This is a genomic window from Micromonospora profundi, from assembly GCF_011927785.1.
In the GTDB taxonomy this organism is placed as follows: domain Bacteria; phylum Actinomycetota; class Actinomycetes; order Mycobacteriales; family Micromonosporaceae; genus Micromonospora; species Micromonospora profundi.
Window position 1 is genome coordinate 4,336,008 of the sequence record NZ_JAATJK010000001.1, and the last position, 22,264, is coordinate 4,358,271.

A 22,264-nucleotide genomic window follows, 5' to 3' on the forward strand; every position below is an offset into this window, starting at 1 on the left:
CCCGCGCGGCGCGGGTCAGGGTTCGGCGTCGATGATCTTGTGCGGGTGCTCCTCGGTGGTGAGGCTCATCGGCGGGGAGTCGTCCGTCCGGCGGGGGCGGAAGCGGTTGGCCAGCCGGTGCTCCTCCTTGGGCGGCCTGTCGTTGGCCAGCAGCACCGCCAGCCACGGGATGACCACCATGCCAAGGGCGCACAGGGGCAGCCAGAGCCACAGCAGCGGGGCCTTCACGCCGACCAGGATCGCGCCAGCGACGATGCAGGCCACCCGGATGCCCATCATCAGGACATAGCGGCGCTGACGGCTCGTGAGCTGATCGTTCTGGCTGCGCGAGGCGTCGGTGATCAGAATCGGCTGGTACGCCTGACGCTTCACCTTGGACCTCCTCGAGGGGGTTACGCCTCATCCTGTCACCGCGAAGCCGTGATCAGCGAAATTTGCCGCATACCGCGTCGTGTTACGCGCGTGGTACGCTGCGCCCCGTGGGCAGCAGGTTCAGCTTCACCGACGAGGCGTTGGCCAACCTGAGGGTCTACGACGTCACACCCGGGGAAGTCTGGGAGGCGCTGCACAGCGCCCGACGGGTCATCCGCCACCTGGGCGACGACGTGATGGTGGTCTACGCCGCCGCCCGACGGGGTCGCCGACTGGCGGTGCTGCTCGCCGAAGCCGATGGCAGCGACAACGACTGGGACATCCTCTCCGCCCGCGAGCTGAGCGACGTCGAGTCCAAGCGCTACGACGAGGCCGTGCGGAGAGATCGCCGATGAGGGGGGCCGTGACGATGCACCGTAACGACGCGACCAAGCAGTTCCACAGCGGCGACGACCGGATCGCCGAGTTGATCGACCATAGTCCGGCGGTGGACCTGCCCACCCCCGACACCGACGTGCCGATGGTGAGCCGATCGGTCCGGCTGCCGCTGGACACCTACGAGCGGGTCCGCGCCGCCGCCGACGCCCGGGGCATCGGCGTCACCACGCTGATGCGGCAGTGGATCGAGGCCGGCCTGGCCGACCTGGACGACTCGGCCACCGTCTCGCTCGCCGACGTCCGGCGCGCGCTGGCCTCGCTGGCCCACCCGACCGCCGCCTGAGCGCACCGCTCAGCCGTCGGCGGCCTTCGCCTTCGCGGCCGCCTTCATCTGCTGCTTGTACTCCCGCACCCGGCGCAGCGAGTCGGCGTCGGTGACGTCGGCCACCGACCGGTACGCGCCAGGGTCGCCGTAGCCACCGGCCGCCTTCCGCCAGTCCTGCGGCGTCACCCCGAACCGCTTGCCGAGCAGGGCCACGAAGATCTGCGCCTTCTGCTTGCCGAAGCCGGGCAGCTCGCCGACCCGGCGCAGCAGCTCCGGCCCGTCGGTGACGTCCGACCAGAGCAGCGCCGCGTCCCCGTCGTAGCGCTCCACCAGGACCCGGCAGACCTCCTGCACCCGGGCCGCCATCGCCTTCGGGAACCGGTGCAGCGCGGGCGGCTGGGCGAAGAGCGCCACCAGCGCGTCCCCGTCGTACCCGGCCAGCTCCGCCGCGTCCAGATCGTGACCGAGCCGCTGGCTCAGCACGTACGGCGAGGAGAACGCCTTCTCCATCGGCACCTGCTGGTCCAGGGTCATACCGATGAGCAGGGCCAGCGGGCTGCGCTCCAGCAGCCGGTTGGCTTCGGGGTCGATGGGAAGCACGAGCGTCATGCGGACATCTTGCCGGGTCGGCCGGGTGCGGATGGACCGCCGCGCTAACCTCGGCGCGTCTCGCCGGCCGCGTAGCTGGGACCGGGGACATGTTGCCGATACTCTCGGTGGGTCCCCAGAAGGAGGTGGCCGTGCCGAGCCTGGAGAGGCCACGCGTCGAGTACCGCACACCGGAGGACCTAGTCCGAGACGTCACCGCCGGACTGGTACGGATCCCACCATTCCAACGATCCTTCAAGTGGGAAGCGGCTGACATCGTCCGGCTCTTCGACAGCCTGCTACGGGGGTTTCCAATTGGAAATCTTCTGCTGTGGCGACGTCCGGCACCGGCGCAGCGGCTCCAGGTCGGCCCGCTGGAAGTCGTAGCTCCCGAGACAGCCGCAGCTCTCTGGGTAGTCGATGGCCAGCAGCGCATCGTGTCTCTCGTCGGCGCATTGACCCGGGCGGACCGCTCTGTCGACCCGCGCTTCCGGGTTCATCTGGACCTGGACACCGGCGAGTTTCACACAATCGGCAACCGTCAACGACCGCCGCGTTCCTGGGTGCCGGTCAGCTCTCTGTTGGACACCGCAGTCCTACTACGATGGATGCGCGACAACTCCGACTGGCTCTCGGAGGAGCAACTCGCCCTCGCCGACCAGGCCGCAAAGGCGATACGTGAGTACCAGATACCGACGTACATCGTTCACTCGGCCGATGAGAACGCTCTGCTCGAGATCTTCACCCGAATGAACACCACCGGGAAACGGCTCACCAAGTCCGAAGTCTTTCAGGCGTTGCACGCGGGTGCCGTCAACGATGAGCTGAGCACCCTGCACAGCCTCGGTCAGATCCCGGCCACGCTCGGATTCGGGACGCTCGACGATCGGCTCGCCCTGCGCTGCGTCCTCGCGTATCGGGGCGGCGACATTTTCCGAGAGGACTTCCGCCAGGAGTTCGGCCCCGAGGACGACCCGGCTGAGACGCTGAGGGAGGTGGCCGCACGACTGCGAGAGGCAGTCGAGTTCCTTCGCGGCGAATGCAGCATTCCCCACATCAAGCTCTTGCCCTACTCGCATGTACTACCGATCCTGGTGCGGTTCATCCGCCTACACGGAACGCCGGTGGGACGACCAGCGACCTTGCTGCGGCGCTGGGTTTGGCGCAGCGCTGTCGCTGGCACGCGCGCCCGTGGGGTCAGCGTCGCCGACATCCGCAATCAGGTGGAGTCGGTGGACGCGCCGGATGCGCTGGCCGCTGCGGCCAACGTGTTGCGGCAGGTGCACTCCTTCCCTGACTTCTCGGCAGAGCTGGACAAGGTGCATTTCAACCATGCGATGACCAAACTCAACACCCTGGGATTGCTCGCTGCCGAGCCCCGCGATCTCGGCAGCGGGGAGATCATCGACATCACCCGGCTTCTAGAGCAGGGCAGTCCGTTGCGGCCGCTACTGCCGGAGAGCGGCGATATCACCCTGGCCACGATCGCTAACCGTTTTGTGCTCCCCCCCGGGGAGCGCCTCACCCGCTCGGCCCTCGTGGACGCCTCATCGACCGTCATGGCCAGCCATTTGATCACCGAAGACGCTAGGGTTCTCGCACTGCGCGACGACTGGTCCGGCTTCCTGGAGCTACGGGCCCAGGTGTGCCTCCAGACCATCACTGGTCACGTCAATCGGATGGCCGAGTGGGGGGCGCGGGACGGGCGATCGCTCGCGGACATACTGCGAACGGCCGCCTGACATGGTCGCAACGACAGCCGAGGTGCGGCTACACGGTCACCGGGTCGGCGAGCTCCAGTTCCTTCAAGGTGGGTCCGAGTTCATCTACGACGACGACCTCTCCTCCCCCGACCACCGAGTTCTCGGCCAGATCTTCGAAGATGATCCCCGATCGGTCCGGCGCGCGCGGGTCGGCCTGCCGCCCTGGTTCGCCAACCTGTTGCCCGAGGGGGCACTGCGTCGTCAGATCATCCGTGAACTTGGAGGCGGCAGAATAGGCGACTTCACCCTGCTACTCAGAGTGGGCAGCAACCTGCCGGGGGCCGTGACCGTCCACGCCGACCGTGAGCCGAAGGACGATTTCCTGCCGGCGGCAGCGGAGCAGATCGACCACCCACTACGACACTCGCTGGCCGGTGTCCAGCTCAAGTACTCGATCTCGACGGACCGACTTGCCGTGCCAGTGAGCGGGCAGGGCGGTTGGTGGATCGTGAAGCTGCCCGACCAGGGTTTGCTTGAGCTGCCCACCAACGAGTATCTGACGATGAGCTGGCTGGCGGCAGCCGGGTTCCCGGTGCCCGCGGTGCATCTCCTACGAGCGGATGAGGTCAAGGGCTTACCCGATGGCCTGGTCCGCCCGGCCGATTTCGTCTACGTGATCCAACGGTTCGACCGCGCCCCCGGGGAACGCATCCATGTGGAGGACTTCGCCCAGGTCGCGGATGTCGAGCCCATGTTCAAGTACAGCGAGTCGGGTGCCTCGTACGACAGCCTCGCCGCAGCGATCCGGCAGCTGACCGGGGACGACGGGTACCACGATTTCATAGCTCGCCTCGTCGCTCTCCTGGTGGTCGGCAATACGGACGGCCATCTCAAGAATTGGGCCATCAGGTATGCGGACGGACGGACTCCTCACCTCGCCCCTGTTTACGACTTCCACTCCCTGTCTGTTTACTCCACCTATCGCTGGGCACCGTTGGCACTCAGCCTGGACTCGGAGACGGTCCCAAGCGCCATCACCGGCGATAACTTCCGGCGTCTGGCAGAGCGGGCTGGAGCGGACCCGGAGCAGACCTTCGACACGGTGGCACAGACCGTGGCCCGGCTGCGTACGGCGTGGACCACGACGGTGGCAGAAGAGGCTCGGGCACGATTCGACGCTTTGGCGGACCACTACACCCGGCGGCTCGACACGCTGCCGATCTGCAGCTCAGACGGCTGATTCACGCTTACGCCCGGGCCGTTACGGCACGGCGATATGCGCGCAGCAGGTGCGACACTCGGATCGTTCTCCGTTAGTTCCGCCTGCAGCACGGGTGCTGTCAGGCCGGGTCGGAGCCAGGGGGCAGGATGGCGGGTGTGGACCAACACGACATGCTGCTCTCCCCTGCCGGTGTCGACGCGCTGCGCAGCGCGCTGACCCGCGCCGGGTTCACCAGCGACGGCATCGCCGGCCGGCTCGGCGCGCAGGCCACCGGCTCGGTCGCGCGCAACGACTACCGGGCCGCCCTGCGCGCCACCGAGGACCGCGATCCGCTCGCCACCCTGATCCGGGTGTTCATCTGCGACCAGACCGAGTCGGAGCCGACGGTGGCCGCGGCGCTGGCGCCGTTGACAGTGGCCGAGGCGCTCGCCGGTGGGCTTGTCGAGCGGCACGGTGACGGCCTGCGCGCCGGTGTCGACCTGGAGCCGTACGGCGAGGACTGGTGGGTGCTCGCCGACGTGCCGGGCAGCGCCCGACCGGGACAGCCACTGCATGCCGAGCACGTGCTCGGCATCGGCGGGGCCACACAGACCCTGATCGGCGCCACGGTGCGCCGCCCTGTCGACACCGCGCTCGACCTGGGCACCGGCTCCGGCGTGCAGGCCCTGCACCTGTCCACCCACGCCCGTTCGGTGACCGCCACCGACCTCTCCGAGCGGGCGCTGCGCTTCGCCGCCACCAACGCCGCCCTCAACGGCCAGAACTGGGAACTGCTGCGCGGCGACCTTGTCGCTCCGGTGGCGGGCCGGCGCTTCGACCTTGTGGTGAGCAACCCGCCGTTCGTTGTCGGCCCGGGCACCACCACGCACGTCTACCGCGACTCCGGGCGCGTGGGTGACGCGATCGGCGCGGAACTCGCCGCCGCCGCCCCCGACCTGCTCACCGAGGGCGGCACCATGCAGTACCTGGCGAACTGGGTGCACGTCGCCGGTGAGGAGTGGGACGAGCGGGTCGCCGACTGGTTCGCCGGGACCGGCCTGGACGCCTGGGTGATCCAGCGCGAGGTCGCCGACCCCATGGCGTACGTCGACCTGTGGCTCACCGACGTCGGCGAGAGCACCGATCCACAGCGGACGGCGGCCTGGCTGGACTGGTTCGACGCGCACAAGGTCGAGGGGATCGGCTTCGGCATCGTGTCCCTGCGCCGTGGCGGGCACGACGACCCGATCATCCGGGTGGAGGACCTGCGGCAGCGGGTCGAGCCGCCGCTGGGCGACCAGGTGGGCGCCTGGTTCGACCGCCAGGACTTCCTCCGGGTACGCGACACCGAGGGGCTGCTCGCCGAGCGTTACCGGGCCGCCGACGGCCTGCAACTGCGTCAGGAGGCCACGATGGGTGACGAGGGCTGGGCGGTGGACCGGCAGGTCCTCGCGATGCCGCACGGCCTGCGCTGGACCGAGGAGATCGACCCGTTGGTGCTGGCGCTCGTCGGTGGCGCCGACGGCCGGCTGCCGCTGCGCGACCAGCTCGCCCTGCTCGCGGCTGCGCACGATGTGGAGCCCGACGAGATGGCCGAGGCTGCCGGCCCGATCGTCGCGCATCTCGTGGAGCGCGGCTTCATCGAGCCGGTGACGGCGTGATGCGGGCACCGGCAGTCGGCACGCAGGTGGCCCGCTGATGCGCGCTGTGGTGCAGACCGTCGGCCGGGCCAGCGTGACGGTGGACGGCGAGGTGGTCGGCGCGATCGACAACGGCCTGCTGGTGCTTCTCGGGGTGACCCACACCGACACGGCCGAGACCGCCCGCACGATGGCCCGCAAGGTGCACGAGCTGCGGATCCTGGACGACGAACGGTCCGCCTCCGACACCGGCGCGGCGATCCTGGTGGTCAGTCAGTTCACCCTCTACGGCGACGCTCGCAAGGGTCGTCGTCCAACCTGGACCGCCGCCGCTCCCGCCGAGGTCGCCGAGCCGCTGGTGACGGCGGTCGTCGAGGCCCTGCGCGAGCGCGGCGCGAAGGTGGAGACGGGTCGCTTCCGCGCGCACATGCTCGTCGAGAGCGTCAACATCGGCCCGCGCACCGTCCTCCTGGACCTCTGACCCGGCAATCGGCTTCATTCACGACAATGATCCGGTCGGATCCTGTCAGGTGACCGATCGCCTCACTCCCGTTTCACGCCCCTCCCGCCAAGCTGTGTCTCACACCGGCACCACTGAGCCGGAGACACGGCCCAGATGTGGACACGGGGAGAGACAGAGATGGCCCTGCAGATGACGGAAAACCGGATGCGCCCGGCAGCCAGCACCGACACCGATGCGCCCACCGAGATCCTCGCCGACCTGGACGCCACCGACGAGCGCGGCATCTCCACGGACCTGGTCCGGGCATACCTGAACGGAATCGGCCGCACGAAGTTGCTGACCGCGGCACAGGAGGTCGAGCTGGCGCGGCGCGTCGAAGCCGGCCTGTTCGCCGACGAGAAGCTCGCAACCTGCACCCCGGTCTCGCCGGAGTTGCGGGCCGACCTGGAGCTGATCGTCGCCGAGGGACGGGCCGCCAAGGACCACCTGCTGGAGGCGAACCTGCGGCTGGTGGTCAGCATCGCCAAGCGCTACACCGGCCGTGGGATGGCCTTTCTGGATCTGATCCAGGAGGGCAACCTCGGTCTGATCCGCGCGGTGGAGAAGTTCGACTACACAAAGGGCTACAAGTTCTCCACGTACGCCACCTGGTGGATCCGCCAGGCGATCACCCGCGCCATGGCCGACCAGGCCCGCACCATCCGCATCCCGGTGCACATGGTCGAGCAGGTCAACCGGATGGTGCGGGCCCGCCGCGAACTCGCCGTGACGCTCGGCCGCGAACCGACTGTCGCCGAAGTAGCCCGCGCGCTGGAGATCCCCGAGGTCCAGGTCATCGAGCTGATCTCGTACGACCGGGAGCCGGTCAGCCTGGACCAGGCGGTCGGCGACGACGGCGAGAGCGCACTCGGCGACTTCGTGGCCTCGGTGGACCCGCGCAACGAGCCCGGTGACACCGCCGCCCAGGGCGAGTTGCGCAACGAGGTGAGCATCGTGCTGTCGACGCTGTCCCAGCGGGAGCAGGCGGTGATCCGGCTCCGTTTCGGTCTGGACGACGGTCGCCAGCGCACCCTTGACGAGGTCGGTCGCGAGTTCGGCCTGTCCCGGGAGCGCATTCGGCAGATCGAGAAGGTGACGCTGCTGAAGCTGCGCGCTCCGGAGCGGGCGCAGCGCCTGGAGGCGTACGCCTGCTGAGGCGCACGGTCCACACGGAAGGCCCTGGCGGTTCGCCGGGGCCTTCCGTGCTGTCGAGGTGGGTGACGCGGCCGTCGAGGTGCTTGACGGCGGCGGCGATCCGCGATAAACCATCTGGTTATACAACCAGGAGGTTATGGTGAGCCCGGAGCTGTTGGACGCGACGTTCGCGGCACTTGCCGACCCGACCCGGCGAGCAATACTCGCCCGGCTCGCGGTCGGCGAGGCGACGGTCACGGAGCTGGCAGCGCCCTTCGAGATGAGCCAGCCCGCCATCTCCAAGCACCTCAAGGTGCTGGAACGGGCTGGCCTCGTCAGCCGGGGGCGGGACGCCCAGCGCCGGCCGTGCCGTCTGGAGGCACGCCCACTGCGGGAGGCCACGGCCTGGCTCGCCGGCTACCGCGACTACTGGGCGGAGAGCTACAAGCGACTCGACGGCCTGCTCGACGAACTCCAGGCCGTCGACAAGCGGGACGCGGCGCCGAGCGGGGCGGGCGAGTGACGGGCACCGACGACTCGATCGTCGTACGCGCACCGGGCGACCGGCAGATCGTGATGAGTCGCCTGTTCGAGGCGCCGGCCCGGCTGGTGTTCGCCGCATTCACCCAACCCGAGCTGCTGGTCCGCTGGTACGGGGCGCAGGGCTGGAGGCTCGTGGGGTGCGACGTCGACCTGCGCGTCGGCGGGCGGTGGCGGTTCGAGTCGCAGGGCCCGGACGGCACCCGGATGGCCCAGGCAGGCGTCTACCGGCAGATCGATCCGCCGCACCGGCTGGTCTTCACCGAACTCTTCGACGACCAGTCCTATCCGGGCGAGACTCTGGTCTGCCACGAGTTCACCGAGCTGGCCGGGCGGACCACAGTCACCACCACGTTGCTCTACGCCACCGCAGAGGGGCGGGACACCGTGCTGCGCTACCCGATGACTCGGGGCATCGGGCAGAGCTTCACGCGGCTCGCCGAACTGCTGCGTTCGACAACAACCACGACACGAGGGGAGCACCAATGAACTGGACGCTGGAAGTGGTGATCGTGCCGGTCTCCGATCTGGACCGGGCGAAGGCGTTCTACGCCGACCAGCTCGGCTTCGCTGTGGACCACGACACGGTGATCGGCGACGACGTCCGCATCATCCAGCTGACACCGCCCGGGTCCGGCTGCTCGGTGGTGATCGGCAAGGGCGCGGTCCCGCAGATGCCACCGGGCTCGCTCAAGGGGCTGCAACTGGTGGTGCCCGACATCGAGAAGGCCCGCGCGCAACTTGTCGAACGCGGCGTGGAGGTCAGCGAGATCCAGGTGGTCGGGCGCAACCCCCGGCCCGTGCCGCACCCGTTGGACAACGTCGGATTCGTCCACTTCACCGACCCCGACGGCAACGCCTGGGCCGTCCAGCAGATCTCCAGCCGCGCCTGAAACCGCCGCCCGCTCGGGCCTCTGCTCACAGGCGGCGCGGGCCGGTGTCCGGGCGGGCCGCCGGACCGCCCACCTGGACCTGGGCGTGCAGGACCGTGATGCCATCCGGGCGGGCGAGCACCGGGTTGAGGGTCAGCGATCGCACCCGGGGCTGCTCGTCGGCGAGCTGACCCACCCGCAGCAGCAGGTCGGCCAGGGCAGCCCTGTCGACAGGCGCCGCACCCCGGTACCCCCGCAGCAGCGGCGCGGCCCGGGGTTCGTCGACGAGCTCGGCGGCGTCGCGGTCGGTCAACGGCACCGCCCGCCAGGCCCGGTCGCCGAGCAACTCGGTGGCCACCCCACCGAGACCGAAACCGACCACCGGCCCGAACGCCGGATCCTCCACCAACTCCACCACGCAGGCCACACCCGGCGGGACCATCGGCTGCACCAGGACCTCCGCGCCGAAGCGGGCGGCCAGTTCGGCGTACGCCCGGCGGACCGTCGCCTCGTCGGGCAGGTCGAGCCGGACCGCGCCGAGGTCGACCCGGTGCCGCAGCCCGGGGGCAGCAGCCTTCAGCGCCACCGGGAAACCCAACCCCGCCGCCGCGTCCACCGCCGCGTCGAGCGAGTCGACGGACACCGACGCCACAGGTTCGATGCCGTACGCGGCCAGCAGCGCGTTCGGGTCGGGCGGATCGCGGAGCGCAGCCTGGGCGGCGGCACTGTCGACCCCTGGCAACTCGGGTGCCACCCCGGGCGGGCGGCGTAGCCACTCGGCGTACCGGTGCACGCGGGCGAGAGCGCGCACTGCCTCCTCCACGCCGCCGTACGCGGGCATCCCGGCCGGCGGCCGGCCCACCAGGAACGTCGCCACCGTCGGCTTGCCCAACGCCAGCGCGGCCGGCAGCGCGGCGATGACGTCGGCGTCCACATCGGTGAGTTGACCGGGCAGCGGCGGGGCGAAGACCACCACCAGGGCGTCCACCCGGTCGTCGCTTGCCGTCTCCGCGAGGGCGGCGGCGAATTCGGCCGCACCGGCGCTCGGCCCGACGTCACGGGGATAGCCGTCGACGACCGTGAGGCCCTGCCCGACGCAGGCTGTCGCGGCCAGGCCGGTCAGCGCCGAGGAGTTGCCGACCACGCCGACCCGGCCGCCGGCGGGCAGCGGCTGGTTGGCAAGCAGCACCCCCACGTCGAGCAGTTCCGGCACGGTGTCCACCCGGATCACGCCGGACTGGGCGAACAGGGCTGCCACCGCCACCTCGTCCGGCCCGGCCGAGTCGCCCACCCCTGGCGGTCGGGCCGGTGACGCGAGCGCGACGACCGGCTTGGAACGGCCGATCCGCCGGGCCAGCCTGGCGAACTTACGCGGGTTACCGAACGTCTCCAGATACAACATGATCACGTCGGTGCCGGGGTCGTCCTGCCAGTACTGGAGCAGGTCGTTGCCGGAGACGTCGGCGCGGTTGCCGGCCGAGACGAAGCTGGACAGCCCCAGGCCGCGCCGGTCGGCCTCGGCGAGCAGCGCCACCCCGAACGCACCGGACTGGCTGAAGATGCCGACCCGACCGGCCGGCGGCAGCGCCGGGGCGAGGGTGGCGTTGAGGCGTACCGTCGGATCGGTGTTGGCCACGCCGAGACAGTTCGGGCCGACCACGCGCATACCGGCGGCGTGCGCCGCGCGGACCAGCGCCCGCTGGGTGGCCGCGCCCTGGGCGCCGGCCTCGGCGAAGCCTGCCGAGATGACCACCAGGCCGTGCACCCCGGCGGCGGCCGCGTCGGCGACCACAGCGGTCACCGCCGCAGGCGGGACCGCCACCACCGCCAGGTCCACAGGGACCCCGGCGTCGACAGCCGACGGGTACGCGGGAAGCCCCGCCACCGTCGACGCGCTCGGATGCACGGGCACCACGGCACCTGTGAAACCACCGTCGCGCAGGTGCCCCAGCACTGCCGCGCCGACGCCCTGACCTGTGGCGCTGGCACCGTAGACGGCGATGCCCCGCGGGGCGAGCAGCCGGGCGATCGAGCGGGCCTCGGTACGGTGTTCCCTGCCGAACTGCACCTCCAGCGTGGCCTCGGTGGGCGCGATGGGAAAGCTCAGGTGCACCACGCCGTCGGCGTACTCGCGCTGGACCTGGTAGCCGAAGTCGGAGAAGACCCGCAGCATCGTCCCGTTTGTCGGCAGCACCTCGGCGACGAAACTCATGATGCCGTTGCGCCGGGCGGCGTCGGCCAGGTGCTCCATCAGCACCGACCCGATGCCCCGGCCCTGGTAGGCGTCCTCCACAACGAAGGCCACCTCCGCCTCCGGACTCTGCGGACCGAGCCGCTCGTAACGGCCGACGGCGACGATCTGCTCGCCGGCCAGCACCACGAACGCCTCCCGGTCGCGGTGGTCGACAGTGACGAACCGGATCAGATCCCGTTCCGGAATGCGCGGGTACGGCGAGAAGTACCGCAGGTAGCGGGTGCGCTCGGAGAACCGGCTGTGCATCGCCACGATGCCCGGCGCGTCGTCCGGACTGATCGGTCGCAACTGGACGGCGCTGCCGTCGCTGAGCAGCACGTCCACCGGCTGGTCCACGGTAGTCACAGGTGCCGTCCTCCCCCGGCCCGGCTCAGTCCCGCGGATCGTGCGGATCAAGCCCCAGCAGCGGGAACACCGTCCTGCGGGTCGCCGCGATCGCCCGGTCCACAGCGTTGGGCTCACCTGTCGGCTGCCACGGCTCGTACGACGGGTCGACGTCGTCGGTCATCCGCAGCGGAATCTCCCGGCCCGGACGGCGAGCGGCGGCAAGCTCCCGCCAGGCCGGCGGGGTGAGCGTCGCCGGGTCGATCGGGTCGCCGGTGGCCACTGCCAGCAGGTGGGTCCACGCCCGGGGCACCACTTCGACAAGCGCGTACCCGCCGCCGCCGGTGGCGACCCAGCGGCCGTCGCACAGCTCGTCGGCGAGCGACCGCAACGCCAGGTAGGTGGCACGCTGACCGTCGACCGTCAGGCTCAGGTCGGCGAGCGGGTCGAGCCGGTGCCCATCGGCACCGCACTGGCTGACCAGCACCTGCGGCCGGAACGCACGCAGCACCGACGGCACGATCGCGTGGAACGCCCGCTGCCAACCGGAGTCGTCGACACCCGGCGGCAGCGGCATGTTGACGGCGGTGCCCTGCGCGCCCGGTCCACCGGTCTCGTCCGGAAAACCGGTGCCGGGAAAGAGCGCGAGCGGGGTCTCGTGCACGCTGACAGTGAGCACCCGAGGGTCGTCCCAGAAGATCTGCTGCACGCCGTCGCCGTGGTGCACGTCCACATCCACGTACGCGATGCGCTCGGCACCCAGTTCCAGCAGGCGGGTGATGGCCACGGCCGGGTCGTTGTAGACACAGAAGCCGGAGGCCCGGGCGGGCATCGCGTGGTGCAGGCCACCTGCCACGCTCACCGCCCGCCGCGCGTCGCCGCGCCACACCGCCTCGGCTGCGGTCACAGTGGCACCGGTGATCAGCGCGCTGGACTCGTGCATCCCGTCGAAGACCGGATTGTCGGAGGTGCCCATCCCGTACCCGGCGAACAGCGGGTCACGCGGCGCTGCCCGCACCGCCGCCAGGTAGGCCGGGTGGTGCACGCGGGCGAGCAGGGCCTCGTCGACGGGCTCCGGTTTCACAACGCGCACGCCTGGCCGGTCGAGGATGCCCAGCTCGCGGGCGAGCGCGAACGTCAGCTCCACCCGTACCGGGTCGAGCGGATGGTCACCCATGTCGTAGGCGAGCAGCGACTCGTCCCACACCACCACCGTGTCGTCGGACATGAGCCCATGGTCGCACGAGGACGGGCGGCCCCCCACCGCACGTGCTGCTCAGTGGCCGGATGTCGACCCGGAGGCGACCGGCCGGGCGGGATCGGCCACCCAGTTGCTCCACGATCCGACGTAGAGTGCCGCATCCGTGCGGCCCGCCAGATGCAGCGCCAGGATCGCCTGCGCCGCGGTCACCCCCGAGCCGCAGTAGGCCCCGACGGCCCGCGCGCCGGTCACGCCAGCTGCGGCGAAGCGCTCCCGCAACACCTCGGCGGCCAGGAAGCGTCCGTCCGAGCCGACGTACTCGCCGGCCGGCAGGTTCGCCGCGCCGGGCACGTGGCCCGCTACCGGGTCGATCGGTTCGACCTCGCCCCGGTAACGGGGCGCAGCCCGTACGTCGAGGAGCACAGCGTCGTCGGCGGCGGCCAACGCGCCGGCCTGCCCGGCGTCGAGCACCGGCAGGTCACCCGGGCGCACCTTGACGTCGCCGGGACTCGGGTCGGGTGTCGAGGTGGAGACGGGCCGGCCGGCGGCGACCCAGGCCGGGTAGCCACCGTGCAACACGCGAACCGTGCGGTGCCCCGCCCAGCGCAACGTCCACCAGGCGCGGGCCGCGGCCAGGCCGTCGCCACCGTCGTACACCACGACGGGATGACCGGCGCGGACGCCGGCGGCCCGCAGCGCCGCCTGCAACGCGGCCGGGTCGGGAAGTGGATGCCGGCCTCCGACGCCGGGCGGCCCGCAGAGCGCGGTGTCCAGGTCGACGAAGACCGCGCCGGGCAGATGGCCGGCCAGGTAGTCGTCGTGGCCGGGCGGGCCGGTGAGCCGCCAGCGGACGTCGAGCAGGGTGGGCGGATCGGTGTCGTCGAGCTCGGCGGCGAGCCGACCGACTTCGATCAGCGGCTCCTCAATTCCGGACATGGCGACCATCAAACACCATCCGGGTCAGGACCCGCGCGGTTCGGCGACGGCCACTCGGCCGAACAGCGAGGTACCATCGTGCACCGGAGGGCCGCTGCCGCTATGAAGTCTCACGACCTGGTCGACACGACCGAAATGTACCTGCGCACCATCCTCGAGTTGGAGGAGGAGGGGGTGCCGCCGCTGCGTGCGCGCATCGCCGAGCGGCTACGGCAGAGCGGCCCCACCGTGAGCCAGACCGTTGCCCGGATGGAGCGCGACGGCCTGCTCACCGTCGAGGGCGACCGGCAGCTGACCCTCACGGCGCTCGGCCGGGGCACCGCCGTCTCCGTGATGCGCAAGCACCGCCTCGCCGAGTTGCTGCTGGTGAACGTCATCGGGATGCCCTACGAGGAGGCCCACGAGGAGGCCTGCCGCTGGGAGCACGTGATGAGCGACGCCGTCGAGAAGCGGGTGTACGACCTGCTCAACCGGCCCACCCGCTCCCCGTACGGCAACCCGATCCCCGGTCTGGAGGCGTTGGGCTCGCCCGAGACGCAGGCCACCGAGGCCGGCGAAGGTGAGCGCAACCTGGCATTCCCCGGCCTCACCGGGCCGGTGGTGGTGCGCCGGATCTGCGAGAGCGTGCAGACCGACGCCGACGTGCTGCGCCAGCTGCACGCCGCCGGCGTCGACCCGGGCGCCACAGTGACAGTGGCGCAGGAGCGTGACGGAGTGTCGATCGACAGGTCCGGCGACCGCGTCCGGCTGCCGCGCGAGGTCGCCTCGCGGGTCTTCGTCGCCGCCGGCTGACCTGCTGCTCGGCTGACCTGCCGCTGCTCGCTGGCCGTCCGGCCTGGGCGTCACAGTGCCCGGGTGTCCACCTTCTTGGCCAGCGCGATCAACTCCCCGGCGAGTTTCTCGGCCACCGCGCGCTCGGTGCCGCGGGCACTGGTCCAGGTCAGAGTCGCCAACCGGCTGTCGGTGGCCAGCCAACCGACCTCGACTGCCGGGCCGTGGCCGCTCGCCGCGGCGACGGTACGCCGGTACGCCTGCTGACCCAGCCCGGTGACCTTCGTCGCCTTGGTGGGCACCACGTCCGCGCCGAACGTGGTCTTGTCGACCGACGTCTCGGACACGCTCAGCATCAGCTCCGGCAGCGGCGCGTTCCCTGCCCGGATCACGCAGGTGTGCGTGTCACCTCGTTCGCTGGCCGCCGCCACGTCGAAGCGCACCTTGATCAGTTGCTCGATGAGCGCGAAGTCCAGCAGCCGGCAGGCGCCGCCCGAGGAGGCCGCCGCCACGTCCACAGCGATCGGCACCGGCGGCGGCACAGCCGACGGCTCGGCGTCGGCGGCACAGCCGCTCACCAGCAGTCCGGCCAGCCCGGCGACCACGATCCGCCCGCGCACGCTCCACCCTCTCGCCGACCGACGGCGGTAGGCGCCCGCCAGGTGTCCGTCGGCCACCGTACGGGGTGTCCGGGTTCGGCGGAAGTCCTCGTTTTACCGTTATCCGCACTGTGGATCGTCCACGTACGGGCAGTGTCGGCAGCCACGTCCACAGCAGGTGCCACGGCGGGCCAGGAATGCGGCGCTGAGCACGAACAGCCCGCTCGCCGGGTCGAGGTAGCCGGCCTCCCCGGCGGCCAGTGCGGCGGCGTGCGCGGCGAGGATCCGTGCCCGGTCGGGATGCCCGGGCGGCAGCCGCGACGGGTGCGGCTCGGTGAGCGGCCGGTCGGCCAGGGGTCGTCGCTCTCCGCTCACCGCAGCAGTCTAGGCAGCGTCGAGGAGCGTGGTGCTGGTGCCGGCTGTGTCACCCTGACCGGTCTGTCTGCAGTGTCAGCCGAACCACGTCATCGCCTGGCCGTGGCCCCGCGTCCAGGCCAGCGGCGTGCCGTCCAACGCGAGGACGTTGTGCAGCCCCTCCCCCGACGGTGTCGGCAGCCCGTCGTACGGCAGCACCTCCGGCGCCTCGTTGGCGACCCAGTGACCGGGCAGGTCACGGACCAGCCGGACGAACGCCTTCCGGCGCGGCACGGGCACCTGGTAGAGCACCGAGTTGTGGAAGACCACCAGCGTCGCGCCGGCCGGCGCCCGCGCGGCCAGCGCCGGCAGGTCGTCCACCAGATCGCCACGGACCAGCAGCGGCGGATCGGCAGCGGCGACCGCCGCCGCAGCCCGAAGCCGGGCCCGCCGGTGCGCGTGCTCCGGCCAGATCAGCGCGTCCAACCAGGACACGTCGTCGGGGTCGGTCACGTCGAGGGGGTTGAGGTCCAGGCCAGCCCGCCACACCACCTGGGGTACGCGCGCCGGCGGCACCAATCCGCTGGCCGCGCAGTCCAGGACGGGCTCGCCGGAGCCGACCCGATGCTCGCGGTAGCGGTAGGCGTACCGGTCGGGATAGAGGCAGAGCCCTGCGGACGCGCCGACCTCCAACAGGGCGAGCGGCTGCGGCAGCGCGGCGAGCACCGGGAGCAGCACAGCGCACCGGCCGGCCTCGTTCGTCTGGGTGGCCCGGACGCGCATCTGCGCCTCGATGACCGGCCAGTTCGCCACCGCGTAGTCGTGAAACGCCGCCGGGTCCTCGACCGGGCCGCCGAGCCACCGGACGACACCGAACAGCAGGTTCGGTTGCCGCTTGGCCGGGGGCAGCCCGTCGAGCAGCGTCAGCAGCTCGTGGTCGCGGGACACCGCCAGGGACAGCCGCTCGTACGCGGGCGAGACCCCGCGTACCTCCCGGGTGGCGAATCTGGCGTACGCCTCGGCGGTTGTCATGCAGTGATCGTCGCAGCCTCGCCGTCAGGCCGCTTCGAGGGCGCCCGCGTCAGCGTCGGTCTTCGGTGAAGGCGGCACGCGGGTCGATGGCCTGACCCCGTGCGTACTCCTCGCCGAAGGCCGCTGGGCCCAGCGCCTCGATCGCGGCGGCACGGGTCTTGGCGAGGTCGGCCGCGTCGTCCGGATCCGGCACCTGGCCGAGTGATGCGAACGCGGCGTCCGTGACACCTACCATCCGCGCCGCACGCGAATGGTCACCTTCGACCGAGGCGAGCACGGCATCCGCCACGCAGACGTACGGCACGAAGTCGGCCCAGTCGTTCCGGAACACCCGCTCCCGGCCCTCGGCGAACAGTTGCCTCGCCACGTCGAGGTTGCCCATGCCCAGCTCGCAGAACGCCAGGTTGTGATACTCGGAGTTGACAGTCATCGGCTGGTCGAGCGCCTCGTTGAGGGCGATGCTCTCCCGATACAGGTCCCGGGCACGGGCCAGGTCACCGGACATCCGCGCCACGCCAACCAGGACGTGCCTCGGCCGCTCCTCCAGGCTCCGCTCGCCCGAGCGCAGCGCGACCTCAAGAGCCTCGCGGGCACGAGCCTCCCCGCCCGGCAGGTCGCCGCCACGGATGGCGACCCGGGCCAGGCTGTACCGCGCCTCCACCTCGCCCGCCGGGTCGCCGGCCGCCTGCGCCCGCTCGATCTCGGCCTCGCTCATCCGCACCACGGCGTCGGTCTCACCGCGCCGGAAGGCCGAACGCACGTCAGCGCTGAAGTCCATCGGTTCTCCCCGTTGGTTCGGTCGCTGTTACTGGAACACCGTCCAGGTCTCCACGAGACGGAAGCCCATCGACTCGTACAGGGGCCGGCCCATCTCGCTGGATTGCAGGTAAGCGGCGTCCGCGCCGGCTGCGAAGCCGTCGCGCACCACTACCTCGGTGATGGCCCGGCCCAGGCCACGACCCCGGGCGGTCGGAGCGACGGCGATGTTGAACACGCCGACCACACCGGCGGTCCGCACTCCGAGACCGGTGCCAGCGGGGTGACCCGGCTCCTCCGCCAGATAGCCCGCTATGGCGTCGTCGTCGAGCACACCACCGCCCATCAGCGTGCCGAAGGCGTCCACGGGGGCCTCGAATCCCTCGGCGAGCGTCGCCGCGTAGAGGTCGCTCTCGGCCGCACCGACACGGCGTACCAGCTTCCGCTGCGCCTCGTCGGCAGTGAACACGACATCGGCCGCGGCGCAGGCAAGCATCGGCAGGTCACTGCGCTCCACCAGGCCGTGCCGGGCCGCCAGATCGGCTATTTCGTCACCCGCCACACCTCGAATGACGATCGACCAGAGCGGGACCCGGCCGCTGACCTCCGTCGCCAGTTCGTCGAGCGACAGGAGATCCGGCGCCAGAGTCGTGTCGGAGACCATGTTCAGCGTCGCGACATCGGCGTACGTGAGGGCGGCGCGCGCTGTTCCCCGCTCGGCGTACCAGCCCTTCGGGGTGGCCGCGCAGAGGACTTCGAGGGCGTCGAACTGCGCCGCCGCCACCCGATCAGCAATCTCGTTCACGTCTGCATCTCTCATGTCTTTCGGGATCAGCAGCGAACGAGCGTACCTCCTGCGTATGGACGGCCACCGGACCACCGGGACCTGCGGATACGTCCGGGCGAACCAGTCGGTGATCAGCCGCATTGTGGAGGCAGCGGGCGACCGCTCGTCGATGACACGATGAGTCGATGCGCGTTCTCTTCGACGGCAAGGCCCCGGTCGCCTACGGGCAGATCTACGTGACGAGTCGTGAACTGCCGGACATGCACGAGGCGTTCGCCGGGCAGGCGAACGGCCTCTGCGGGGCCGGCCAACCGGGCGCGCTGTTCCTGATGACCGGTACGCACTCCGGGCGGGTCCGGTTCACTGTCGAGTTGCACGACGTCGAGCCGCCGGCGGCAGCGCAGGAGTGGGAGGACGTCGTGGAGGCGTCGTTTCTGCCGAAGGCTGCGGTGGCCGACCTGGTCCCGTGGGGTGAAGGCTCTCTTGCCCGGCTGCCGTTGACCTCCGACGGGCAGGACGCCACCTGGCAGCCGGTCTACCGCGTGCGGTACTGCGCCATGGGCATGGACCAGGGGCGCGACCCGTTCGGCGGGCTCGACCCGGACGAGCGTGACGAGGACGGCCACGCCTACCTGGATCGACGGCCGGACCGCTACCTGCTGTGCTTGTGGCCGGAGGGCACAACGGGCGGCGGCCCGAGTGACGGCGTGACGCGCGCCGACGCGATCCTCCGCCAGACCAGCGGCGCCGCCGCCTACTGGCACGCCTGGGCGTGCTCGCTGCCGTCCCCGCCGACCCTGTGGGAGCAGGTCGAGGCTGAGAAGCACAAGCGGTTGGAGCGGGAACGCCGCGACCAGGAGTACCGCATGCGGCATGAGCTGCGGCGCTGGGGCGGGCGTCCGCCGAGTGAACGGCTCCGGCAGGTTCACGGCAACATCTTCGGCATCGTCCTGCTGGACCGGGACCTTGTCGACGGGGTGGCTGGCGTCGACGCCGTCACGCAGCGGCGGATCGCGATCTGGGCGGCGCGGCAGGCTTTCACCGTCGCCGGCATCGCGGACCTCGACTGGCTGAGGCCGGCGTGGACGGCGCTGGATCGGGGCATGCCGCTACCCGCCGAATTCGCTGACCCGGCGGCACTGCGGACACGCATTCAGGGCACGTCGTCCGTCAGGCTCGTTCTGCAATCGGCGCGCCCGGCGGGTCGGAGCACAGCTGACCCGTTCCTCACAGCTCTCGACGCCCCGGTGGACCCGGTCGCGATGGCACTGCCGGCGCTTGCGGCCGCTGGCGAGTCGGATCCGCTGCAGGCCGCGCTGGAGGCGCTCTGGGCGGCAGTCAGCGCCTACGCCGCCCGGCGGGCCGAGTTCCTGGCTGACGTGCGACGGGCCTTTCCGGCCGTCGCCTCAAGTGGCCTCCGGCGGTGAGCCTGCCTGCTCGCCTCCGCCCGAGCCGACCAGCAGCTTGTCCCGCCGTGCTACCCATGGGGCGTAGGCTGGCCTGAACGACTCCTGCCGCTGACCTACTTTCCCGAAGGGTTGGTGGCAGACCAGGTGAGAGCAGTCGTGTACGACCACGCATGCGACGGCCCCCTTGCCGAAGCGTCGGGCGTCGCCCAGCTCGGGATGATCGCGGAGCAGTGCCGCGGCCAGCCAGGCGTCCAAGCTCTGCGTACGGTCCCAGGACGAGACCGGGAAGATCATCGGTATCAGGTCGGCGTCGCCCTCCAGCAGGTCGATCGCCAGCCGCAGCGCCATGGAGCTCTTACCGCTGCCCGCCGCGCCAAGGATGACCAACTGACGCACGGAGAGGCCCGAGAAGAACTCGGCGAGATCGTGGACGCTGCCCGATCTGGTTTTGCCAGCCCACCGGATCGGTTGCAGGTAGGGCGGCTCCAACTCGCGGCGGTTCGCCTCCTCGGTCAGGCGCCGAGACATCCGACGGGCGAGATGGTCGTGGACGGCCTTTTCCTGCTCGCTGACCGTCCACGACGGTGAGTGGGCGCGCTGCGCCCACCACGATCCGATCGCCACGATCAGGCTGGCAAAGGCAATCGGCGGACCCAAACCGCTGGAGATCTTGTCGATGCGATCGAGTTCGGTCGCCGGCATCCATCGAAGCCAGTGCAGTAACGCAAGTCCGGAGATTGTGGACGTAAGAACCAGCACAGCCACAAGCAGAGGTCTCACCCACGCCCGTCGCACATTCGCATTATCCGGCATCGACGCGAGAAGCCCGTGACGCCGTCCATCGATCCTGATTACGTCTCAGCTCGCCAGCACCACGGTCGGCATGACCCACGATGACTGGTGGGCGGGTCACTACCCGAGCAACGCCGCTGCGGCGGCCAGGGTGACCAGCGACAGCGTCGTGGTCACCACCACCGCCCGGTTGGCCACCGCCTCGCCGACGCCGTACTCCTGGGCGTAGATGAACGTGTTCTGCGCTGTCGGCAGGCCCGCGCACACCACCACGGCGAGCAACTGCGGCGCGGACAGGTGCAGGGCAAGCCCGGCCGCGTACGCGATGACCGGCTGTGCGACGAGCTTCAGCGCGGTGATCACGGCCAGTTCGGCCAACTCGGGCGGCTCGGCCAGCTCTGCCGGTTCGGCCCGCGACGGCGCCGTGGGGTGCAGCGACGCGCCGAGCGCGACCAGGGCGGCCGGAGCCGCGGCGCCCGACAGCAGGGTGAGCGGCGCGGCGGCCGCCGACGGCAGATGCAGGCCGGCAGCCGAGCACGCGACACCGAGCAGCGACGCCAGGATCACCGGGTTGCGTACCGGCAGGGAGGCGATACGGCGGACCCGAACCCGCCCGGCCGGATCGGTGTGCCGGTCCAGGGCGACCAGGATCACGGGCGTCACCACAAGCACCTGCAGCAGCACCACCTCCGCCAGGAACGACACGGTGCCGAGAACCTGCGTTGCGATCGGGATGCCGAGGTTCGCCGAGTTCACGTACCCGGCGGCCATGCCCCAGATCGGCTGTTCGCCGGTCCTGCGACCGAACAGCCAACTCGCGCCGACCCACCCGAACCCGACGACCGCGGCAGTGCTCAACCCGAAGGCGAGCAGCGATCGGCTGGCGAACCCGGAAAGCGGCATTCGGGACAGGGCCAGGAACAGGGCTGCCGGCATCGCGAGGTGGAACACGAACCGGCCGAGCACCGAGGCCGCCGCCTCGCCCAGCAGGCCCCAACGGCAGGCCGCGTAGCCGACAGCGGTGAGGATCCAGATCGGCGCGAACGCCGACATCAGGCTCATACGGGCGTCACCGGCGGGCGTCGCGCCGGCTCAGGGAATGGCGGGCGTACGAGTCGGGAAGCACGAGCTCAGCCTCGCATCCCGTCCGGTACGCGCAAACATTCCGCCCATCGCACGAACCTGTCCGGGATCACTGCCTACCTCGCCGGAGGCGCCATCAGGCATCATGAGCGCCGTGAGCGACGGATACATCCGCCTGATTCCGACCGACCTGCACTGGCAGCCGACTCCCGAGGCTGCCGCCGCAGCTACGGCCTACGTCACAGGACTTTTCTCGGGGCCGGGCGATGACGTCGAGCATGTCGAATATGAGTTCTACGACCACGTCACACTCATCGACGCGGGCGAGAACACCAACCGTGTCACATGTCCGCGCTGTGCCAGCGACATCGACCTGGAGTGGCTCTTCGACCTGATCGAGGAGAACGGCGAGAGCTTCGATGAGCTGGACGTGACGGTTCCCTGCTGCGAGGCGACGGTTCCGCTGAACACTCTTCACTATGACTGGCCAGTCGGCTTCGCCCGCTTCGAAGTGAGCGCCATGAACCCGACGCGCGCCAAGTACGAGCTTGATGCACAGGAACTCGCCGAGGTGTCCGCAGTACTCGGTCACCCCGTTGCGCAGGTCCTTGCGCACTACTGACCTCAGGGGCATCAAGAGCGACCGGTGCTATTTATCGCCGGTCGCCCGGGCCGGTCATCAGCCGTGGCCGTCGGTGAGTTCCGGGCCGT

Annotated in this window: 25 protein-coding genes; 13 read left to right on the forward strand and 12 right to left on the reverse strand. The window is 70.7% G+C overall.

The window, feature by feature from the left end; all coding sequences use genetic code 11:
* Positions 1 to 15: 15 nt before the first annotated feature.
* Positions 16 to 372, reverse strand: coding sequence for a DUF3099 domain-containing protein (locus tag F4558_RS19035; protein WP_053657449.1), 357 nt, complete (start codon positions 370 to 372; stop codon positions 16 to 18).
* 107 nt (positions 373 to 479) lie between these two features.
* On the opposite strand from F4558_RS19035, the gene F4558_RS19040 reads away from it, so the two are divergent.
* Together F4558_RS19040 and F4558_RS19045 are read left to right on the forward strand one after the other, a co-directional pair.
* Positions 480 to 767 carry a hypothetical protein gene (locus F4558_RS19040; protein ID WP_197281581.1) on the forward strand — a complete coding sequence of 96 codons (288 nt, stop codon included), beginning with the start codon at positions 480 to 482 and terminating at the stop codon, positions 765 to 767.
* A gap of 14 nt (positions 768 to 781) precedes the next feature.
* Entirely contained in the window at positions 782 to 1,093 is a 312-nt protein-coding gene (locus F4558_RS19045) for a YlcI/YnfO family protein (RefSeq protein WP_053657524.1), read from the forward strand.
* Positions 1,094 to 1,102: 9 nt separating this feature from the next.
* On the opposite strand, the gene F4558_RS19050 is transcribed toward F4558_RS19045, so the two are convergent.
* Positions 1,103 to 1,684: an HhH-GPD-type base excision DNA repair protein gene (locus F4558_RS19050; RefSeq protein ID WP_053657451.1), complete on the reverse strand. Its 582-nt coding sequence runs from the start codon at positions 1,682 to 1,684 to the stop codon at positions 1,103 to 1,105.
* Positions 1,685 to 1,815: 131 nt separating this feature from the next.
* On the opposite strand from F4558_RS19050, the gene F4558_RS19055 reads away from it, so the two are divergent.
* From F4558_RS19055 to F4558_RS19090, 8 genes are all read left to right on the forward strand, one after another.
* Complete coding sequence (locus F4558_RS19055; protein WP_167945359.1) at positions 1,816 to 3,405, forward strand: GmrSD restriction endonuclease domain-containing protein; 1,590 nt, start codon at positions 1,816 to 1,818, stop codon at positions 3,403 to 3,405.
* A 1-nt stretch (position 3,406) separates the two neighbouring features.
* A complete protein-coding gene (locus F4558_RS19060) occupies positions 3,407 to 4,606 on the forward strand; it encodes a type II toxin-antitoxin system HipA family toxin (RefSeq protein ID WP_053657457.1) in 1,200 nt (399 codons plus the stop codon).
* 137 nt (positions 4,607 to 4,743) lie between these two features.
* Positions 4,744 to 6,228 carry a DUF7782 domain-containing protein gene (locus tag F4558_RS19065; RefSeq protein WP_197281582.1) on the forward strand — a complete coding sequence of 495 codons (1,485 nt, stop codon included), beginning with the start codon at positions 4,744 to 4,746 and terminating at the stop codon, positions 6,226 to 6,228.
* Between the two features lie 37 nt (positions 6,229 to 6,265).
* On the forward strand, positions 6,266 to 6,688 hold the full coding sequence (gene dtd / locus F4558_RS19070) for a D-aminoacyl-tRNA deacylase (protein WP_053657459.1): 423 nt from the start codon (positions 6,266 to 6,268) through the stop codon (positions 6,686 to 6,688).
* 171 nt (positions 6,689 to 6,859) lie between these two features.
* Positions 6,860 to 7,864: an RNA polymerase sigma factor SigB gene (gene sigB / locus F4558_RS19075; protein ID WP_167947561.1), complete on the forward strand. Its 1,005-nt coding sequence runs from the start codon at positions 6,860 to 6,862 to the stop codon at positions 7,862 to 7,864.
* A gap of 136 nt (positions 7,865 to 8,000) precedes the next feature.
* A complete protein-coding gene (locus F4558_RS19080; protein WP_053657463.1) occupies positions 8,001 to 8,366 on the forward strand; it encodes an ArsR/SmtB family transcription factor in 366 nt (121 codons plus the stop codon).
* Positions 8,367 to 8,419: 53 nt separating this feature from the next.
* Positions 8,420 to 8,872: an SRPBCC domain-containing protein gene (locus F4558_RS19085; protein WP_167947563.1), complete on the forward strand. Its 453-nt coding sequence runs from the start codon at positions 8,420 to 8,422 to the stop codon at positions 8,870 to 8,872.
* Positions 8,869 to 9,276, forward strand: a complete 408-nt coding sequence (locus F4558_RS19090; protein ID WP_053657467.1) for a VOC family protein — start codon at positions 8,869 to 8,871, stop codon at positions 9,274 to 9,276. Before F4558_RS19085 ends, F4558_RS19090 begins: the two co-directional genes overlap by 4 nt.
* 25 nt (positions 9,277 to 9,301) lie before the next feature.
* Here the strand turns inward: F4558_RS19090 and F4558_RS19095 are convergent, their stop codons facing one another.
* From F4558_RS19095 to F4558_RS19105, 3 genes are read right to left on the reverse strand one after another with little or no spacing between them, the layout of a single operon-like run.
* The gene (locus tag F4558_RS19095; protein ID WP_167945360.1) at positions 9,302 to 11,854 is read right to left on the reverse strand and encodes a bifunctional acetate--CoA ligase family protein/GNAT family N-acetyltransferase; all 2,553 of its coding nucleotides are present in this window, start codon (positions 11,852 to 11,854) and stop codon (positions 9,302 to 9,304) included.
* 25 nt (positions 11,855 to 11,879) lie between these two features.
* On the reverse strand, positions 11,880 to 13,061 hold the full coding sequence (locus F4558_RS19100) for an acetoin utilization protein AcuC (RefSeq protein WP_167945362.1): 1,182 nt from the start codon (positions 13,059 to 13,061) through the stop codon (positions 11,880 to 11,882).
* Between the two features lie 48 nt (positions 13,062 to 13,109).
* Positions 13,110 to 13,970: a sulfurtransferase gene (locus F4558_RS19105; protein WP_167945364.1), complete on the reverse strand. Its 861-nt coding sequence runs from the start codon at positions 13,968 to 13,970 to the stop codon at positions 13,110 to 13,112.
* A gap of 102 nt (positions 13,971 to 14,072) precedes the next feature.
* Here F4558_RS19105 and F4558_RS19110 point away from each other — a divergent pair, with 102 nt between their 5' ends.
* Positions 14,073 to 14,762, forward strand: coding sequence for an iron-dependent transcriptional repressor DtxR (locus F4558_RS19110; protein ID WP_167945366.1), 690 nt, complete (start codon positions 14,073 to 14,075; stop codon positions 14,760 to 14,762).
* A 50-nt stretch (positions 14,763 to 14,812) separates the two neighbouring features.
* Here the strand turns inward: F4558_RS19110 and F4558_RS19115 are convergent, their stop codons facing one another.
* From F4558_RS19115 to F4558_RS32225, 5 genes are all read right to left on the reverse strand, one after another.
* A complete protein-coding gene (locus tag F4558_RS19115; protein ID WP_167945368.1) occupies positions 14,813 to 15,361 on the reverse strand; it encodes a hypothetical protein in 549 nt (182 codons plus the stop codon).
* A 99-nt stretch (positions 15,362 to 15,460) separates the two neighbouring features.
* Positions 15,461 to 15,715 carry a DUF5522 domain-containing protein gene (locus F4558_RS19120; protein ID WP_167945370.1) on the reverse strand — a complete coding sequence of 85 codons (255 nt, stop codon included), beginning with the start codon at positions 15,713 to 15,715 and terminating at the stop codon, positions 15,461 to 15,463.
* A 75-nt stretch (positions 15,716 to 15,790) separates the two neighbouring features.
* Positions 15,791 to 16,726, reverse strand: coding sequence for a DUF2332 domain-containing protein (locus tag F4558_RS19125; protein ID WP_167945372.1), 936 nt, complete (start codon positions 16,724 to 16,726; stop codon positions 15,791 to 15,793).
* A 49-nt stretch (positions 16,727 to 16,775) separates the two neighbouring features.
* Positions 16,776 to 17,504 carry a hypothetical protein gene (locus tag F4558_RS19130; protein WP_053657481.1) on the reverse strand — a complete coding sequence of 243 codons (729 nt, stop codon included), beginning with the start codon at positions 17,502 to 17,504 and terminating at the stop codon, positions 16,776 to 16,778.
* A 27-nt stretch (positions 17,505 to 17,531) separates the two neighbouring features.
* Positions 17,532 to 18,287 (reverse strand): GNAT family N-acetyltransferase, encoded by a 756-nt coding sequence (locus F4558_RS32225; RefSeq protein ID WP_167945374.1) that lies wholly within the window; start codon positions 18,285 to 18,287, stop codon positions 17,532 to 17,534.
* Positions 18,288 to 18,454: 167 nt separating this feature from the next.
* Between F4558_RS32225 and F4558_RS19140 the strand changes: the two genes are divergently transcribed.
* Positions 18,455 to 19,696: a hypothetical protein gene (locus tag F4558_RS19140; RefSeq protein ID WP_053657485.1), complete on the forward strand. Its 1,242-nt coding sequence runs from the start codon at positions 18,455 to 18,457 to the stop codon at positions 19,694 to 19,696.
* On the opposite strand, the gene F4558_RS19145 is transcribed toward F4558_RS19140, so the two are convergent.
* Positions 19,676 to 20,380: a hypothetical protein gene (locus tag F4558_RS19145; RefSeq protein ID WP_053657487.1), complete on the reverse strand. Its 705-nt coding sequence runs from the start codon at positions 20,378 to 20,380 to the stop codon at positions 19,676 to 19,678. The genes F4558_RS19140 and F4558_RS19145 overlap by 21 nt on opposite strands.
* A gap of 210 nt (positions 20,381 to 20,590) precedes the next feature.
* A complete protein-coding gene (locus F4558_RS19150) occupies positions 20,591 to 21,532 on the reverse strand; it encodes an AEC family transporter (RefSeq protein WP_053657489.1) in 942 nt (313 codons plus the stop codon).
* 175 nt (positions 21,533 to 21,707) lie between these two features.
* On the opposite strand from F4558_RS19150, the gene F4558_RS19155 reads away from it, so the two are divergent.
* A complete protein-coding gene (locus F4558_RS19155) occupies positions 21,708 to 22,175 on the forward strand; it encodes a hypothetical protein (protein WP_082377563.1) in 468 nt (155 codons plus the stop codon).
* Positions 22,176 to 22,264 lie beyond the last annotated feature (89 nt).

Coding starts and splice junctions, on each gene's coding strand:
- F4558_RS19045 (WP_053657524.1), top strand. CDS start 782: ATGCACCGTAACGACGCGACCAAGCAGTTCCACAGCGGCGACGACCGG.
- F4558_RS19050 (WP_053657451.1), bottom strand. CDS start 1,684: ATGACGCTCGTGCTTCCCATCGACCCCGAAGCCAACCGGCTGCTGGAG.
- F4558_RS19060 (WP_053657457.1), top strand. CDS start 3,407: ATGGTCGCAACGACAGCCGAGGTGCGGCTACACGGTCACCGGGTCGGC.
- dtd (WP_053657459.1), top strand. CDS start 6,266: ATGCGCGCTGTGGTGCAGACCGTCGGCCGGGCCAGCGTGACGGTGGAC.
- sigB (WP_167947561.1), top strand. CDS start 6,860: ATGACGGAAAACCGGATGCGCCCGGCAGCCAGCACCGACACCGATGCG.
- F4558_RS19080 (WP_053657463.1), top strand. CDS start 8,001: ATGGTGAGCCCGGAGCTGTTGGACGCGACGTTCGCGGCACTTGCCGAC.
- F4558_RS19085 (WP_167947563.1), top strand. CDS start 8,420: ATGAGTCGCCTGTTCGAGGCGCCGGCCCGGCTGGTGTTCGCCGCATTC.
- F4558_RS19090 (WP_053657467.1), top strand. CDS start 8,869: ATGAACTGGACGCTGGAAGTGGTGATCGTGCCGGTCTCCGATCTGGAC.
- F4558_RS19100 (WP_167945362.1), bottom strand. CDS start 13,061: ATGTCCGACGACACGGTGGTGGTGTGGGACGAGTCGCTGCTCGCCTAC.
- F4558_RS19105 (WP_167945364.1), bottom strand. CDS start 13,970: ATGTCCGGAATTGAGGAGCCGCTGATCGAAGTCGGTCGGCTCGCCGCC.
- F4558_RS19110 (WP_167945366.1), top strand. CDS start 14,073: ATGAAGTCTCACGACCTGGTCGACACGACCGAAATGTACCTGCGCACC.
- F4558_RS19125 (WP_167945372.1), bottom strand. CDS start 16,726: ATGACAACCGCCGAGGCGTACGCCAGATTCGCCACCCGGGAGGTACGC.
- F4558_RS19130 (WP_053657481.1), bottom strand. CDS start 17,504: ATGGACTTCAGCGCTGACGTGCGTTCGGCCTTCCGGCGCGGTGAGACC.
- F4558_RS19140 (WP_053657485.1), top strand. CDS start 18,455: ATGCGCGTTCTCTTCGACGGCAAGGCCCCGGTCGCCTACGGGCAGATC.
- F4558_RS19145 (WP_053657487.1), bottom strand. CDS start 20,380: ATGCCGGCGACCGAACTCGATCGCATCGACAAGATCTCCAGCGGTTTG.
- F4558_RS19150 (WP_053657489.1), bottom strand. CDS start 21,532: ATGAGCCTGATGTCGGCGTTCGCGCCGATCTGGATCCTCACCGCTGTC.